11 protein-coding genes are annotated in these 17,028 nt (G+C 64.7%); 1 reads left to right on the forward strand and 10 read right to left on the reverse strand.

The features are described 5' to 3' along the window. Nucleotides 1-7: 7 nt before the first annotated feature. The 10 genes from NFL01S_RS34580 to NFL01S_RS18355 form a co-directional block, all read right to left on the reverse strand. Entirely contained in the window at nt 8-1,903 is a 1,896-nt protein-coding gene (locus NFL01S_RS34580) for a type VII secretion target (protein ID WP_084492848.1), read from the reverse strand. 67 nt (nt 1,904-1,970) lie between these two features. Then, a complete protein-coding gene (locus NFL01S_RS18315) occupies nt 1,971-3,887 on the reverse strand; it encodes a type VII secretion target (RefSeq protein ID WP_062976884.1) in 1,917 nt (638 codons plus the stop codon). Between the two features lie 91 nt (nt 3,888-3,978). Continuing rightward, the gene (locus NFL01S_RS18320) at nt 3,979-6,402 is read right to left on the reverse strand and encodes a hypothetical protein (RefSeq protein ID WP_157116656.1); all 2,424 of its coding nucleotides are present in this window, start codon (nt 6,400-6,402) and stop codon (nt 3,979-3,981) included. A 5-nt stretch (nt 6,403-6,407) separates the two neighbouring features. Further along, nucleotides 6,408-6,719, reverse strand: coding sequence for a hypothetical protein (locus NFL01S_RS18325; protein WP_062976889.1), 312 nt, complete (start codon nt 6,717-6,719; stop codon nt 6,408-6,410). A gap of 22 nt (nt 6,720-6,741) precedes the next feature. Continuing rightward, a complete protein-coding gene (locus NFL01S_RS18330; protein ID WP_062976891.1) occupies nt 6,742-7,095 on the reverse strand; it encodes a hypothetical protein in 354 nt (117 codons plus the stop codon). Between the two features lie 34 nt (nt 7,096-7,129). Then, a complete protein-coding gene (locus NFL01S_RS18335; protein WP_062976893.1) occupies nt 7,130-7,795 on the reverse strand; it encodes a hypothetical protein in 666 nt (221 codons plus the stop codon). Beyond that, entirely contained in the window at nt 7,792-8,160 is a 369-nt protein-coding gene (locus NFL01S_RS18340; protein ID WP_245670771.1) for a YbaB/EbfC family nucleoid-associated protein, read from the reverse strand. Before NFL01S_RS18340 ends, NFL01S_RS18335 begins: the two co-directional genes overlap by 4 nt. Beyond that, entirely contained in the window at nt 8,157-9,611 is a 1,455-nt protein-coding gene (locus tag NFL01S_RS18345) for a PPE domain-containing protein (protein ID WP_062976895.1), read from the reverse strand. Before NFL01S_RS18345 ends, NFL01S_RS18340 begins: the two co-directional genes overlap by 4 nt. Nucleotides 9,612-9,642: 31 nt before the next feature. Then, nucleotides 9,643-11,520 (reverse strand): hypothetical protein, encoded by a 1,878-nt coding sequence (locus NFL01S_RS18350; protein ID WP_169812143.1) that lies wholly within the window; start codon nt 11,518-11,520, stop codon nt 9,643-9,645. Between the two features lie 568 nt (nt 11,521-12,088). Beyond that, nucleotides 12,089-14,263: a hypothetical protein gene (locus NFL01S_RS18355; RefSeq protein WP_062976899.1), complete on the reverse strand. Its 2,175-nt coding sequence runs from the start codon at nt 14,261-14,263 to the stop codon at nt 12,089-12,091. Between the two features lie 461 nt (nt 14,264-14,724). Here NFL01S_RS18355 and NFL01S_RS18365 point away from each other — a divergent pair, with 461 nt between their 5' ends. Next, the gene (locus NFL01S_RS18365) at nt 14,725-16,926 is read left to right on the forward strand and encodes a hypothetical protein (RefSeq protein ID WP_157116659.1); all 2,202 of its coding nucleotides are present in this window, start codon (nt 14,725-14,727) and stop codon (nt 16,924-16,926) included. Nucleotides 16,927-17,028: the final 102 nt, after the last annotated feature.

A 17,028-nucleotide genomic window follows, 5' to 3' on the forward strand; every position in this document is an offset into this window, starting at 1 on the left:
AACAGAATCACCGCCCATGCCTGCGTATATCGATATTTGGCGCCGCGGACACGGCAGCCGTCGCGGACCCGACCACGCTCACACCGACCGGCGTCGTCCCCGGGACCACGTGCCCGGCCGAACCGCGGCGTTCCTGCGGGGCGCTCACCCCGGGCCGTCCACCGGGCCGCAGTCGCCGTTCGGCGACCTGTTCATGCGCGTAGATCACATCGCGGAACAGCTGATACCCAGGTTCTCGCTGCATGAGCAGCACGAGCTCGGTGCAGCGGTGCTGGTCGATCAGATCCCGCAGCGAATTCGGCATACGAGAACTCGCCAGGTCACCCACGCCGACGCCGGTTGCATCGATACGACGACCCCGTACCAACCGGGCCAATGCTCGATCTGCTCGGCGCAGATCCTCCCACCAGTGCGGTGGTACTTGCTGGTCTGCCTCCAGTACTGCGAGGATCCGATCCCGCAGCCGCGCCGATTCCGCGGCCTCCGGAGGTGTCGCCCCTCTCCGCATCAAGAGCAGATGAGCCTCGTTCGCCAACTCCACGCAACGCTGTCGTCGCCCGCTGCGGGGCAGGTCGGCCACAGCGGCGAGCGCCTCGACCGAACCTGTCAGCCCCAACCTGTCCACCGCCCCTGGACCGGGAACACTCAGATCCGGAGAACGCGAGGGGGTGACTCCGGATGCCGTCTCGACATTCCGGAGGTACATCGCAAGCCGAGGATCGAGACTTCCCGATGTCGCCAAGGCTGTTATTGATGCACCGGTCTTGGCTCCCCATACCCCGGCGAATTCCACGAGCACCCTGGCGGGATCACCGAGCCCCTCCCACGTCTCGGAAATAGCCCCGGCGGAGTCCCGGAGCATCTCGTCCCACATCCATGGCGTGGATACTTCGCGCGGCAGATACAGGCCCGGCGGCAACCATCCCCGACCCTCGTTGGCGGTGATGAACAATCCGGCACCGGCGGACCCGCGCAGTACAGCCACTGCCCACAACACGCCGTATTCCGCCGAGTCGGTCGCGCCCAGTACCGCCGCGAGCAGCGCGCTGGCGGTGAGCAGATCGGCTCCCGCGGGAACCTTCGGGGTGGCAGCCGCCTCCCGAGGCCGCGTCGAAGCTGTTCCGGCCGCCACCGGCATACTGCCCGGGCGCGGCGTCGACGGCCCCGGTTCATGGCGGGCCGGGGTTTGCCCGGACGATATGTCGCGCGGGGGCAGGCCACCGCCACCCGAGGGAGGTCCGCTGGGCGGACCGGAGGGCGGCGGGGTGGGCGTCGGCGCAGTGACCGCAGGCGCGGTGACAGTCGGCGGCGTCGGCGAAGCGGCGCGCGGAGCTGGTTCACCGCCAGGGGGTGCGGCAGTGGGCCGAGGTTGCCCCGGGAGGGGAGGAAGGTACGGGAGTACGGGGGAAGCAGGTGGAGCAGACGTTTCCGGTCGATTGTCCGGCATCCTGGACAGCTGCGGTGCTCGTCCGGTCGGAACAGCCGTACGAGGCTCGCTCTGCGGAGCCGTCGTAGACGGAAGCGGAGTTACGATGACAGGGCGTGCCTCGCCTCCGTTCACCGGATGCATGTCCCGTGGTCCTCCCCCGAACCGGCCACCCGTATCTCCCATCCTGCCACCGCTGTCGATATCGGCCCGCTCGTAGGCCTGAGCGGTCTCTCGCAGTTTGCGCGCGGTCTCCAGATGCTGGTCGGCCTTCTTGTTACCCGCTACTTCCCGGGCGTCGTAATAGCGGACCATGGCGTTGTACACCGGCTGGGCGATCGTGCCGTAGTTGTGGATGAACGTACCCAGCCATTGCTCCGGCTTCTGGGCCCAGCGCCGGGCCCGGTCGGCCGCGACTTCATGACGGTCCGCCATCCGGCGGAGTGCGTCGGGATCGACGTCGAAACGGTTCGCCATCCTGTCCGGCAATCCTTTCCGTGTATGCCCGGTGGCGGCTTCTCATCGGCGCGGCACCCACTCCATCTCAATTGCGCTCCACCCCTGCCGGCGGCACTACCGGTGGGGCGACGGCATTCTTGGGCGGACCGCTGACTGCAGGAGGTGCGGATACCTGTGTCGGTGAAACAGTTGCCGGAATCGGCTCCGGCATTTCCGCTTCGGTTCCGCCAGCCGTTGGCACAGTGTGGATCCGCTGTTCCTCGTCCACCGAGACGGCCGGTGGTGCCGCAACGAACGACGGGTGACGGACGATCTGCTCGTGAACGTAAACCGAGTCTCGCAACAGCTGCCGGCTGTCGTCGTTGTTCAGCAGAAAGACCAGTTCGTTGCAGCGACGTTCCCACGCCATCGTGCGTAAGGCGGTCGCCTCGTCGTCGACTCGTAGGTCCCCCAGGCCGACCCGCCCCACGTCGACCCTGTGCGAGATCATGGCGGCCGCGACGAGATCATCGGCCTCCTGCAGATCGTTCCACCATTCCCGGGGCACTTCACCACCTGATTGCAGGCGGGCGAGGATCCGGTCACGCAGACTTCGTACTCCGCCGATCTCGGGTGGTGGGGCTACTGAGCGCACCAACTGCGACTGGGCGTCCAGCGCGAGTTCGAGGCAGTGCGCCCGCACCCGGGAATCCGGAAGGGCGGCCACGCTGTCGAGAGCCGAGACGGATCCCGCAAGACCCAGCCGGTCGACGGTATCGGGTGTGAACACGCGGAGGTCCACATCATAGGCCGGGCGGACCATACCTTCCATCGGAACCTGAGCCAGGTGTGCGCGCAGTCCAGGATCTATGGGGCCAGAGGAAACGAGAGCGGACAGTTCGGCATTCGCTTTCGCACCCCACGCCAGTCCGAACTCCACCAGCACGCGCGCCGGATCGGCTACACCTTCCCACGGTGACCCCGGCGACTCGGTGGCGCCGAGCAACTCGTCCCACAACCAAGGAGTGGATACCTCGCGTGGCAGGTACAAGCCAGCTGGCATCCAGCCGCGACCCTCGTTCGACGTGATGAATATCCCTGCGCCACCGGGTCCACGCATCACCGAAACCGCCCAAGCCATGCCGACGGACGGTTCGACCGCGGCCAGCACGGCGCCCAACAGAGTGCGAGCGATAACGAGGTCTTCGCTGACTTCTTCACCCACCACATAGTCCGGTTCGGCAGCCTTGTTCTTCGCGGCGGCCACCGCTGCGCCGAATGGAGTGGGTACGACGGGAACAGGCATCGCGCCCGGAGCAGCGGTACCCGACTGTCGCTGATCAGCCGGGCGCTCCTCGGCACCTGCTGCTCCCGCGCCGACCGCGCCGAGCGGCAAACCGGCCGACCCGAGCGGGGGTAGGCCTCCACTCGGAGCTGTGGGCCCAGCGGGCGGGCCACCGGCGGAGGCCGCGCCGTTCGTACCGCTGTTCGCCCCGGCACCGGCAGACGCTGCCGGGGCGCTTATCGGCGCGCCCGGCGCTGCGGGACCGGTTTGCGCGGCGGGCGCCGACTGCTCCGGAGCGGCGCCGACACCGGCCACCGGCGCGCCGGAGAGGCCCCCAAGGGCACCCCCGATCGGGCCGGGCACGCTGTTCGTGCCGGAAGGCGGAACCACGGACGGGGCCGGTGTCCCGGCGGGCACTCCGGTGAAGCTCTCTTCGTTCCGCCCTATGCTCGCGGCACTTTCCGCGTCCGCGCGCTCGTAGGATTCCGCGGCCTTCAGCAAGGATTCGGCAGTCTGGTCGTGTTCACGGGCAAGCGCTTCGCCCGCCCGCTGACGTGCGTCGTAGTAGCGTTCGAGAGCGACCTTGACAGGATTGGCGATTTTGCCGTACGTCGGTTCGAAGTTCGCGAGCCATTCGACCGGAGGCTTGGCCCACTCACGAGTCTCCCGTGCGACCTGCTCGTGTTGACCCGCGAGCTGGCGCAGAATCGCAGGGTCGATTTCCAGCCTGTCCGGCATGCCAGATCAATCCTTTCCCGCCACCCGACTCCCCTATCTATTGTCCAGCCTTCCCATACATGGGAGGAATATCGGTGCGATAAGGCGCTGGTCAGCGTGGGCCGTAAACCGCCCCGGTTGACGGTCCACGGCTCATGGGATCGGCCGCGTGCTGCCGAAAACTGGGGTGCGACAATATCTGTGCGTGCGCGTACACCGCATCACGCAGAACCTGCCTGCCGCCCGGCTCCCCCAGCAACAGCACCAGTTCATTGCAACGCCGTTGAAACCCTATATCACGCAAGGTGTTCCGGCGCGGGTCCGGAAGACCGTCGCCTCGCTCGGGACGGAGCTCACCGAGCGCCACGCTCGCTGTATCGATCCGGTAGCCGAGTGCCGAAGCCGCCAGCAGGTCATCCGCTTCTTGGAGTTCGTCCCACCAGCTTGCCGGGAACTCCCGGGCGTGACGAAGCGCACGCAGAATCCGTAGACGGAGCTCAGGCGCCTCGACCGACGGCAGCGGAGCGCCATCGACCTCTTCCACTCTCATATGAGCGTCGACGGCCAGTTCGAGACACCGTTGCGCCAGCATCCCATCCGGAACCTTCGTTGCACGCTCGATCAGCCGTGTCGATCCGGTCGTTCCCAGCCGGTCCAGCGTACTGGCCGACGGCATCGAGAGATCCATCCGAGCCGAGGCCGGCACACCACCCGCGAGACCGATATCACCGAGTCGGCGTTCCAATTCGGGGCCGATCGGCCCCGAGGACGCCAGCGCGGCGAGTTTGGCCCCGGAACGGCCACCCCATGCGAGAGCGAACTCCACAAGTATCCGGGCCGGATCGGCCACACCTTCCCACCCCGCGTTCTCGGAAACGGACCAGAGCCACGGGTTGGACACTTCGCGCGGCAGAAACAGCCCTGCCGGTAGCCAGCCCCGCCCTTCGTTCGAAGTGACGAAAGCACTGACTCCACTGGGTAACCGCATGATCGAAACGGCCCAGTCCACCCCGATCAGATCCGTGTCCACAGCCGCGCGGATTCCAGCGAGCAAGGTGCGTGCCAGTGTCAGATCACCGTCCACGCGGTCGCCGACCACGAACGAGGGTGCCGCGGAGGCAGCGAGTGCCGCGCCCACAGAATCCCTGACGAGGTCATCGCTGTCTTTCGTGGAAGGCTCCGAAGCCCCCCGCGCTGGAACATCGGTGGCGTCGCGAGGTGGCACGGAGGCTTTTCCGCTCGTGGGAGCCGTGACGGCCGGCTGGGCGGCGCCCGGTATCTGGGCAGTAGGATACTGGGTGGCAGCCGGTTTTCCGACAACAGGCGGGTTTGCTCGAATCGGCTCTCCCAGTGCTCCCGCCGGTGCCGAACGCCCCTGCGCGCTGGTGGGGGCAAGGACCGCGTTCGGCCCGATCGCCTGTAACGGGACAGGCGGCAGCGCGCCGGGCTGGCCAGCTTCTGCGGACGTCGTACTCGGGGCGACCACCGGGCCCGACATTCGAGGATCTACCGTGACATCGTCCGACGATCCGGATCCCCTTGCCGCGTCGGCGTGTTCCGCCTCGACCGGACCGGATTCGTGACTCTCGCGGACCGACTCCGGCGAAACCACCTCGGCACCACTCGGCTGACCTGCCGGACGTCCCGCCCCACCGATTGCCATGTCCGCACCGGGTAGTCCGCCCGACGGCACCGGCGTTGATCTCGTCTCCGGCGACGCTCCGACGGGTCTGTCCGGTGAATTCGCAGGTATCGCCTGGCCCGTACCGCCCTCGGCGGCCCGGACTTCGCCCGGGTCCGGTGAATTCGTCCCCCCCACATCCCCCTCCAGGTCCATGGTCCCGGGTAGATGGTCGTTTCGCAGGTCCGGTGGCGTGAGCTGAGGGTCCGGCAAAGGGACAGAAGTGGGCACATCGGCCTGGGGAGGCAGGTTCGGCCCAGAGGCGGGGGGCTCGATCCACGGCTCCGGCGAAAGGTTTCCGGGCTTCCATGGACCGGGCTGTCCCAGCGCCTCCGCGATATCGTCCAGCGCCGGCAGCCCTTGGGGCCCGATATTGGCCAGTGTGGTCTCGATGATATCGACGACATCCGCGCGCGCCCGGGCCACGATGGAATTCACAGTGTTCGCATCGGTCTCGTCCCCTTCTTCGCCATCCGAATTGTTGTCTCCAGCGGTCTCCCTCCGAATCCGGGCGTCGGCGCCGTCCACCACGTCCAGGATCTGGTTCCGGGTCCGCCGGACGAGCTCCGCGATATCTCCGAATGTATCCGCCGCCGCGTACAGGGCCTCCACGAAGGCCTGCGGATTGTGCTGGAGGGCGGCCATCGCAGCGCGAACCGCCTGCAGAGCCTCGGCCGAGCGTACCGACTCGTCGAAACCCCGAAGAGCCCCCGCAGCATCACCGGTGTTCAAAGCATCCGCACCCTCACGCGCAGTGGTTTCCAGTGAGCGCCAGGCGCTGGGGGAAATCTCGGGCCAGTCGTTACCGACTATCCGATCCCAGTACGGGCTGTCGCGTTCCGGATACATCGGCACAGCGATCAGTATGCAGTTTCGTGCACAGACCTACTGCTGTCGAGGTCCGCGTCGACCAGCGCCGTGGCACTGACGACAGTATTGTCCACCGTCGTTTCGGCTTGCCCCACACAATCTTCCACCGCCTCCGTGAAGGTGGTCTGCATCCAGTCCAGCTGGCCGAGGCACGCCCGATCCACGCGACAATTCGAGGTGGAATCCAGCGATAGGCCGAGTACGTCGAATAACGCACCTACATCTGTTGCCGCGGTGGTGATCGCGGTCCGGAACTGTCCCGCGGCCGCGACGACCTCGTCGGGCTCGTCCATATCCAGCATATCGACTCCTGTAGTCGGTAGATCAGTGCGCGCGAGGACCGAAGGCCTCTTGTTCCATCGCGCGATATCCGGCTTCCGTGGGAAGTCCGAACGAGTCGATCGTGTAAGATCGCGTCCCCTTGACCTCCATCTCTTTACGCAAGCCGAGACGAGACTGCATATGGGCGAGCATTGCCAGTTTCACGATCTCGGACGAAAGCCATGAATCACCGGATTCTCGCGCGTCGTCGGTGATATGCAATCCGACGACCTCGCCATCACGATCGCAAGCGACTCCGACGGTGTTCTCCGGGTTGAATACCTCGTACGTTGTCTTCTTCGGAGGAGGCTGTGGTTCGTCGTACTCGAAATCGTGGTCATCATAGGGGCTGCTCATCGAATGGTCTCCACAGTATCTCGGATGATGATTTTCATCGGTCGGCTCCCTCGAGTGCCGACGCGAGGGCCGACCACGGTTCGTCCGCGATCGTCAGCACATGGTCCAGTTGCCAGAATCTGGGGCCCAGATACATCTCACCGGAACCATCGGGAGCCAACTCCAAGTAGTCGGCACCATCCATTGCCGAATTCATCGACACAGTCGTCACCGGCGGCCTCCCGTCATCGACGCTGATGATCGCGCCACCGCCACCCGGGATGAAACTCTTCTTACACCGCGAACTCGACCCGATGGCCACTTCACCGCTGTTGGTGGTGAGCGTGATATCGGGATTGAGCAGCAACTGCAGGGCCCAAAACCGGGTTGCCAGTTCCGGCCTGTCGCCGTTCACCGCGATCATCAGCGAACCGGACAGGTCGACCACCAGCAGTGCAGCGGAAGTGGTCACCCCGACAGTCACGAGCCGACCGGTGGTCTCGATCGGAGCCGGCAATTCGTCGGCACCGCACGAACTGGAATCCTTGTTCGTAGCCGGAAACATGATCACCAAGCCGCTGTTCACATCAACAGTGAATGCGGCGGCCGGACCAGTGGCTTCGCCGAGCGCGGCCAACCGCGCTAGCCCCTCTTCTTGAAGCCAGGACACGGCGTCGACAACCGATACCTCGTTGTCTTCGGCAACCCCGGCATCGGTCACGAGACCGGCTCCGATGCGGGTACCGGCGGGTTGGGCTCACGCGACTGCCCACCGTTGCGGGGGTCACCGGTGATGGAAGCTTCCATGATTGTCCGGTACTGCCGTGCCGCGTCCACCGTACTCTCCCGGATCGCCGCCATGATCTCACTCGCCAACTCGTCATTGGTGAATCGCGATGTGGTCCCGGGCGTCAAGTACAAGCTGGTGAGACGACCCATGGCATCTACCTCCGGGATCACCGCACCGCTCGGCGAGGGCCGCCGTGCCCGTATCCCATCGATCTTCTCTCGCATATCGGCAATCCGGTGCCGGAGATCGCGGGCCGCGTCCAGTGCGGCCTGCACGTCGGGGTGAATATTGCTCATGCGGTTCCTCCGGAACGAGCCGGCGCCTGGTTCGGCGGCGGCGGGGTCGGTGATGTGACCGTGGGGGCGATAGTAGGACGCTCGCCGATCACCTGCTCGGTATGAGGTGTGTCGTCGACATACATCAACCGGTCCGGGTGCCAGGCGACCACCCGGTTGCGCTCGTTTCCACCCCCGCCCGCTCCACCGGCGCCGGGCGCCATCGGCATCATCGGCATGTAGGGCATACCACTGCGACCGTAGGGAGAGTTGGACGACGACGAAGGTGACGCCGATTCCATCACCGGAACCCGCGGCGCCGACCCGAGCCCCGCACCTGTTCCCATTCCGATCCCGGCCGAAACCGGCATCACACCGACAGCCTGCGATTCGACATCGGCAGGACTGGGCACACCGACCGACGGGGAGCTTCCGCCCGGCGGGCCCAGAGAAGGCACCCCGTAGTCGCCGACACCGTAATCGTCATAGTAGTCGTCGTAGTAATCGTCCGAGACCTCCTCGGTGAGCGGCAAGCCGTTCATCCCGGCGCCCATCATGCTCATCAGTGCCGGCAGCATCTGGGCGAGTCCACTGCTGTCTGCCGCACCGCCTTGGCCGGCGGCACTTCCGTCCGCAGCTCCGCTTGCGCCGGTTTCGGCCGCATAGGCACCGACAGTCTCGGCGGAACGAGTATTGTGCTCCTGGAATTTGGCCAGCGCCGCCTGCACACCGATCTCGTCCTTCGCCCGCATGGACCGGGCGAGCTCCTTGCGGGCGGCGATGATCTCCTCCGGGGTGGGGTGTTTCGCCTTCGCAGTGGCGAAGGAATCACCGTAGGTGGCAGCGCTGTCGGCGAGCAGGGTCAGCCCGGTCCCGATTTCGTCGAGCCATCCTCGGTATTTCGTGAGCTTCTCCGCGACACCGCTACCCACCGGTGTCCAGTGCTGTAGCGCCGATGCGGCGCTGTCCATATCGCCGCGAGCGGTGATGACCGTATCGGCGTTGAACGCGCGCACCGAATCCGCGAAACGACGTGCGGGTTCCGGGCCGGGTCCGCTGTGCAGTTGCTGGGCGAAGACCAATGGATCACCGGTCGTGCTGGTCATACTGCTCAACGGCTCCGGGACTCGACGGTATCCGAGCTGCTCCACCTCGGGTACTGGGTTCGTCACATCGTGGCCACCGCCGAGACCGGCCAACGTCCGCGCCGACTCGGCGTCGGTGGCCGCATAATCCACCGCGGCGGCACCGACGTTGTGCGAAAGCTTTTGAACCTCGTTCAACACGTTGATGACACCGTTGAAAAGACCTGCGGCCTGAGCGTTGAGACGTGGTACCGCTTCAGCCGAAATCGGGTCGGCACCCGCCGGCAGAACCCATTCCCGTGGCAGGGCGGCTCCAGTCGTTCTAGCCATCTCGGCGGCTCGCCCGGCGACCGTGACCAGTTCGCCGAGATCGACGTTCAGTGCCATTCATCCGACTCCTCTCACGAACCGCCGACTGTCAGGCCGGTGCGGCGACAATCGGCATATCGGCACCGTTCGATTGCTGGTCCGTCGCCGCCGCTCCGTCCGCGGACCGGTCCTTTCCGCCACCGGCCTCGATGCCCGGCGGGTGCATGAAACCGACGAACTGACCGAACTCGCCGGTGCTGTCCTTCATCTCCGGAGAATACGGCTGCAGCTCGCCGTCCACCACAACCTCCAAGGTGCCTTCTTCTCCGGATCCGAATACGACGAGAACCGCAGTGCGGTCGTCCCATACGGCCACATCTCCGGTTATCAGCTGGTAGGGATCGACGCGCTGGCCAATCTCTTTCTTGTCGGTCCACTTCGCGGGAGTCTGCGCGTATGCCTCCTGGGCATCGGTCGTCTTGATATTGCCGAACGCCTTGTCCAGCACATCCGCCACTGTTGGGGATACCTTCTGGGTCCGGCCGTCGGGGAAGGTGTAGACGACGCTGCCGTCCGGGTTCTGGCTACGGGGCGGCGCCGAAATGGTCGACGGCGCGGTGGCACCAGACGGGGGGCCGGTGTGCGTCTGCGCGGGCGCTGCGGTCACCGGCGCCGACGGCTTGGACCACGGCGTTGCGCCGGGATTGGGCGCGGCCGCCGCCGCGGGCGGCGCAGGCGGCGCGGCCGTTATGGCCCGTTCACGGTCGTACCTGGAAGGATCGATATCTGCACGGCGCCCGGCCAGGTCTGTATCGGTTGCCCCCCTCATCATGGCCTGGCTCAATATCATCGGCAGCATCGAACTCCACATGTCCATGCCCCCCATGTTCGCGGCGGGGCTCATCCCTGCCGCGTTCCCACCCGGGGTCAACCCAGGGGAATCAACACTCGGCGTAGTTCCGGATGGATTCGTGGCCTGGTCCACCGCCGCCGGATTCTCGGCGTCGAGTTTCGGCGGAGTCAGATCGTCCAACTCTGAGGGGTCGGTCAGGCCGGTCCCCGGCTGCGTCGCCCATTGACCCGGGTCGAACTGGTTACCCTCGAATTCGCGGACCGCGTCGTCGAGTTCTTCGTTCTTCTCCTCGTCCTGCTCCAGCATCTCCTGCTGCTTTGCCAGAATCTCGGCCAAACCCTGGTTCGATTCGTTCGCCGTTTCCACGAAATCCGCCACCAGAGTCATTGCCTGAGCGAGCATCTCCACGAACCCGGTCTCGGACCCGTCACTGGTGGCCACCAACTGGTTCATCTCGGCGATGAGACGCTCGAAATTCTCTTTGCCCTGGGTCGTAACCTCTTCGACTTCCGGCATGACTTCGAGCATGTTCAACTGAGCAGTATCGAAGCGCTCCGCCGCAGTCGTGAGAGAAGCGAGTGTCCCACCATACGTTTCCCCAGCGGCGGACTCGCCCAGCGACACACCCTGGAAGCGAGGAGCGGGTTCGAAGGCCAGATCCTCCGCCGTCTCCGCCGTGTCGAAAAGCACATAGTTGTCGGCTATATAGGATGCCACCGAATCAGTTGCCCCGCCGTGTGCTTCGGCCAGGGCATTGTTGATCTCGGCGAGATCCCAGGGCTGGAGGAGGTATCCGTTACCGTCGCGAGTTTGGTAGGTGGGGTCTTCGGTGAAGGGGCCCTGCCCGATTACACCGGCGTTGATTGCCGCCTGGTCCCCCACCCAGCGCAGATCGATCGTCGTGACACCGGTATCCGGATCCGTTTCGGTATCCGTGCCTCCGTTGCCGGCGTTTCCACCGCCGTCCCCGCCCAGCCAGCCGATACCTTCGAAGATGTCGTCTGCGAACAGGCCGGCCGACGCAGCGGTGCCGGTGAGGAGACCGCGTCCACGGCCGTGCCACCATCTAGGATTGGCATCCGGCGCGTTCAGGAACCGATTCCATCTGTCCATCCGCTGTTGGCGGCTTGTCATGAGATCGAGATTCTCTTGGGCATCCCGGCGACCGATGGCACCGGCTTCGCGCGCATCCCGCGCAGCGTTCAAACGAGCTTCACGCAGACCGGGGAGCGCGTTTTCGGCATCTCGCCGAGCCCTGTTCAGGGGATCCGGATTGGCTCGTGTCCGTCCTAATCGAGAATTGTTGAGTCCACGGCGGAACCGGCCTGCGCCGTCGATACCATCCCGCGCTTCCCGGAGTGCTCCATATCCTTCCCTGAAGTTGTCGCGAGCTGTCAGGTAATTCTGCGCGGCTGTCGTCCGAGTTCCCGCCGTTTCTGCCAACCTCCCGGCCTGCGTTGCCAGTCCACGCGCACCCGCGGCACCCGCCGTGCCGAACACACCCCCGAGCACAAACCCTTCACCGAAATTCTCGGGGGTAAAACCGTTCGCGATCATATTTCCGCCGCCACCGCCCAGTGCGGACACGACCCCTGACCTGACGATTCCCGCGGCACCTGCACCTCGGCCGGCAAGCGCGGCCGTAAAGCCTACCTCAAACGCGACGCCGCCTAGCTGATCCCAGAAGCCCATTCGAAACCTTCTATGCTGGCGCCGCAGCCACAGCTGCGGTGGTTTGGTCTATAGGCAAGGCGGTATCCGGCGTTTCCCGCGCCGACACCTGCACCTCTATGCCGACCGGGTGGAAGAAACCGGCAAAGGCACCGAAGTCGCCTGCTTTATCCGTCATTTCGCCGACAAAGGGACGGAGTTCGCCGTCGACGACAACCTCCAACGTGGCGCTGGTATCGGTTTCGAACGCCACCAGTATCGCCGAGCGTCCATCCCAAGCAGCCACGTCGCCGGTCATCACCTGGTGCGGGTCGATACGAGACCCACTCGCCTCCTCACGATTCCATTTGACAACGGTCCGCGCGTACGCCGCCCGAGCATCGGTACCCGCCGCATTGTCGAAGGCAGCATCCAAGGCTTGCGCGACCACGACCGCAACTTCCTGCGTGCGCCCATCCGGGAATGTGTACACAATCGCTTCCTGAGGACCGGGCTCCTTCCGGGCAGAAACAAGGGTAACCTCGGAAGGACCGGCCGGGCGTGCAACTACCGAGCGGGCAGGAGCGGAGGCGGTACTCTGCTGCGGCGTGGATGCTGCCGGCGTTTGCGTCGTCGGGGAAAGCGTCGTAGGCGTTGTGGCGGCCGTCTGGTCCTCCTTAGGCCTTCCGGTCTCGCTCCGGCGATTCACCGGTTCGCCGGCATCGGGTGTGCGGCCAGGCTGCTGATTGGCGTTCATCAGAGCATTTATCGCCGCGGGGAGCGCCATGGATTCGAGCCCGGAACCTGGGGTTCCCGCCACTGCCGGTACCTGGCTACCGGCCTGTAGCGCATCGGACTGAGCTCCCGTGCGGTCGGCGGACCTCTGTCCGAGCGAACCGGATTCTTCGGCAGTTCGGCCGGTAGTGGTTGTCGCGTCCAGGGCCGGTCCACCGAGGTCCCATGCGGCCGGCGGGGTCAACTGTGCGAGATCCTCGAGTTGGCTCGACTCATTCGCGTATTCGCGGTCCAGCAAGTTCTCGGTCCCCGTATCGGTCTGGCGGTTCTGTTCCTCTTCGGACTCCTCCGGAACCTCCGCCGCCAGCGCCTCGAACTCACCGGCGAACATCCTCATATTCTCCTCTGATGTAACGACTGATGATTCGATCAGAGTGAACACATAGTTGTCCTCGGTGGGCTCCGCGGCATTGATCAGGGCCAGGTCTTCCAGGATGAAGCTCCCGGATTCCATGCACCGTGTCTGATACTCGACGATCAGGTCGACATTCGCCGGGTGGAAGGTGGCGAATGTGCCGAGTGCCTCGACCGAAGCACCTACCATGTCCTGGCAGGCCAATGCGAGTTCTTGCGTGGATTCGTCTATCTCGGGAATCAATTCCGCGTTCGCGGACATCTCCTCCCATTTCGACCGCATGGCCGCCACCCGCTGCGCGTAGTTGTTGATATTGGCCATTTCTTCCCCGGAGATATCCGAAACGGGAGGATCCGGAGGGAGCAGAGTCCGTACCCTCGTGCGGTCGCCACACGCTTCCCAGTTCCCGATGAGCAGCACCGGTATCACATCTTCGTACTGCTGCTGAACCGGCGGAGAGAAGACCAATCCCTCGGGCATGCCCTGCGGATCGGGCATGTAGATGGTGGGCATCTCCTCCGGTGATCGCTCCTGTGCGATCGGAATCACCGGTATCTGTGCCAGCGCATACTGCTCGTCTCCGGAGACCTGCGTCGGATCCGGCGTCATCGCTCGCCCGGAAGCATACGAGAACCACGTCGACCCGAAAGTGAGTCCACCGTGGAGATAGGTCTTCCATGCTTGCTGATGCGCGCCACCGACAGCTACTGGAATCGTATGTCGTAAGAGCCCGTTCTGGCTTTGGGCAATCTTCGGAAGTAGTTTCGCCGCACCGGATCCGGCGTTGGCGGCAGCTGTCCTGCCGATCTCGTCCGCGAGCTGGACTGCTTTGCCGCTCCGCAGCGCCCCTTTGATACCGATGCCGCCCATGCCGCCCATGGCGCCGCCGGCCGCACCCATGGCCATGCCGGTGAGGATCTCTTCGGTGGTCTTACCGGAGCCCCAAGCAACGGCGCCGCCGACAGCTCCCCCGAGAATCGCCCCGCCGGCGGGGCCCAGCAACGCCGTACCGACCAAGCCGGCACCGGCAACGATCAGGTCGCCGCCGATACCCCCGAGAAAGTCACTGAACCCCATCACTCACCTGCCCAGCGGAACATAGATGTCAGCGCACACTGTCCACCTGTCATTGTCGGCATGGGGCAGCAAGCAGGCGCGCCACCTCCATGAGTTGTCGCCGACTGCTGCCTACCATGTATGAGCAGTTTCTTGCGTAGGACCCATTGTCGAGGATTCCCAGCAAAGGGAAGTGCTGTCCGTTGTCGCCGGGTCAAGATATTGTTCTCGACTCGGCAGTCATATCGCCCCGGCTAGCTCGCGGCTCCCGGGCGTCGGTCACGGAAAGCAGGAGGAAGTACCGTATGCGCCTCCGCCGCCCGATCAGCACCCGCTCACGATCGTCGAGCGATCTCCGCACGGAGAGTGGGCAGTCGGCGAATACGCCGTCATCGGTTTCGACAACTGCATCACCGCCCGCATACTCGCCGAACCCGGAGACCTCCGGATGGGATCCCCTTCGCTGGTACCCGGATACGCTCATGCGACGGCTTCGATGCTGGCTGAACGATCATCCCTGGAAGCGGCGAGCATTGTGGCTGCTCGGCATCATGTTCGGATTCGTGGTGTTTCCGGGAATCATCGGCGTGGTCGCCGGGGCGCAGACCAGCAGCGGCGTATCGCAGATCGACGGCCTCAGCTGGATGAATGTCCGGGACTCGAACGGGGTTCCGTTGGCCAGTTATCAGTTCGTCACAGATCCAGGGAGCCTGTTCAACCCTGGCAATACCGTACTCTGGGCGATACTCGGGATTCTGTTCGTGGGCTACATGGCGATCGTCACTTCCGCGATCTGGGCTGTGACTTTCACATTCAGTTTCACCTGGCTGGACATGTTCGCCGCAGCCCTCACGGGCACCGCCCAAACACTCGCCCGTCAGATAGCCACGCCGATAGTATTGATCACTGCGGCCACCATCGGTGCGTTCTTCGTGGCCTGGTTCACCGTTCGTGGGTTCCATGTCAAAGCGACGATGCAGGTCGTGACCATGATCGGCGTAGCGATTCTGGGCCCCCTGTTGTTGGCCAATCCGCTGGAGGATGTCCTGTCCTCTGACGGGCTGCTGACCCAGGGCCGGGACGTCGGCCTGTCAGTGGCGGCAGGGCTCAACGGAAACGGTAATCCGAACCCCGAACAGCTCGTGACGATCATGCAGCACGACCTGGCGGACAACTTTGCCCGTAAACCCGTGCAGGTCTGGAACTTCGGTCACATCATCGATCGCACCGGTTGTGAGTCCGCATGGACTGCAGGTGTTATGGCCGGAGATCCGGACGACATCAGGTCGGCAGTCGAAGGGTGCGACAGCGCCGCTCACTCCAGAGCAGAGAATCCAACCTTCGGCCAGATCGGGACGGGACTGATACTGCTGGTCTGCGCCACCCTGCTGATGCTCTTCGCTGTGTACCTCGGTTTGAAGGTCACCAAAGCGGCACTCGATGCCATCTACCACGGGTTCATGGCAATCTTCGGGTTCGCCGCCGGAGGTTTCGTCTACGGCCCCACGCAGACGTTCCTGGTCCGCAATATCGTCGATACGTTCCTCGCGGCCGCCAGAATGGCTGCCTTCACCGTATTTCTGGGCGTCTACGTCCTTTTCATGGGCGACCTGTTCCAGCAGGCCGGTGATCAGGTGATGTCGGTGATCGTCATCGCCTGTGCGGTGGAACTCGTCGCCATACTCCAGTTGCGCCGACTCAGTGGCAGCTTGGACAGGGGGAACAATTGGGTTGCCAACCGCTTCGCTCTGGCAATTCAGGGCGGCGGAGGCGGGTCCGGTGGCAGCGGTGGTGGGTCGGCTCTGGGCATGGGGGGCGCCCAGCTTCCCGGCGGTGGAGGTGGCGGTATGGGCGGTCTCGCAGCTCTTGCTGCACTGAATACGGTCAACTCCTCCCCGCTTGTGGCATGGTTGGCTCTGCGGACACCCAACCCGCTCAACCCGCTCGCCCGGAGGAAGAAGATCTCCGATCTGGCGAACTACCACACCGCCGATTCTCGGATGGAGATGTACGAATGGAGCCAGCTGGGCCGCAACAACTGGCGGAACAAAGCCATCGTCCGTGCCGCGCCACACGGCGGGGTCACCAACGCCATCGGCCTGGCCAACGCACTGGACGGACTGGGCGACAGCCGGGTTCCGGACGCCAACAGGGCGCCGATCCTGCTCAGTCTCGGAGCCAATGACGTCGCGGTTCACCAAGCTGAGCGTGCGGTCGCGGTCCAGGCCGCGAGTATGTCCAAGAATCCGTTCGGTTTCGCGCCACTGCAGAAGGCTGTGGCCGCCGCCCGCGCAGTCGAAAATCATCTCGAGGGCCAGACTCCGGAAGCACGCGCCGCGTTCGCCGCTCAGGCCGAAATCGCGGCCACAAACTTCCTCCGGCACACCAACCGGCCGGCTCCGGGGGCCGAAATCAATCAGCGTTTCGTGAACCGCGTGCGGCAGAATTGGGATTCCGACCTGGCGCTCCGAAATGCAATCTCGCCGCGCCAGTGGAACCAGATCGACCGCAATACCCGTTTCGCAATCGGTCACGAGGTCGCCGAAGCACAACTCGCCGCCGCGGAGCGATACCGTATCAACCCCACTGCGGCGAACCGTGCGGAATTGATGCGGTGGACCAATCGGATCGCCAGCCTCGACCACATGGACCCGAACATGGGGCTTGACCCTTGGGATCCGTAAAATAACATCAAACCTGAGGCCGCACACCTGGCCCCTCTATTCATCTGGGGTTGTGCTCTCGCTTTGCGGCCGAAGGGTGATTTTCCCCGGTCTCCGGCGTAT

This window comes from Nocardia flavorosea NBRC 108225, assembly GCF_001613385.1.
Lineage (GTDB): Bacteria > Actinomycetota > Actinomycetes > Mycobacteriales > Mycobacteriaceae > Nocardia > Nocardia flavorosea.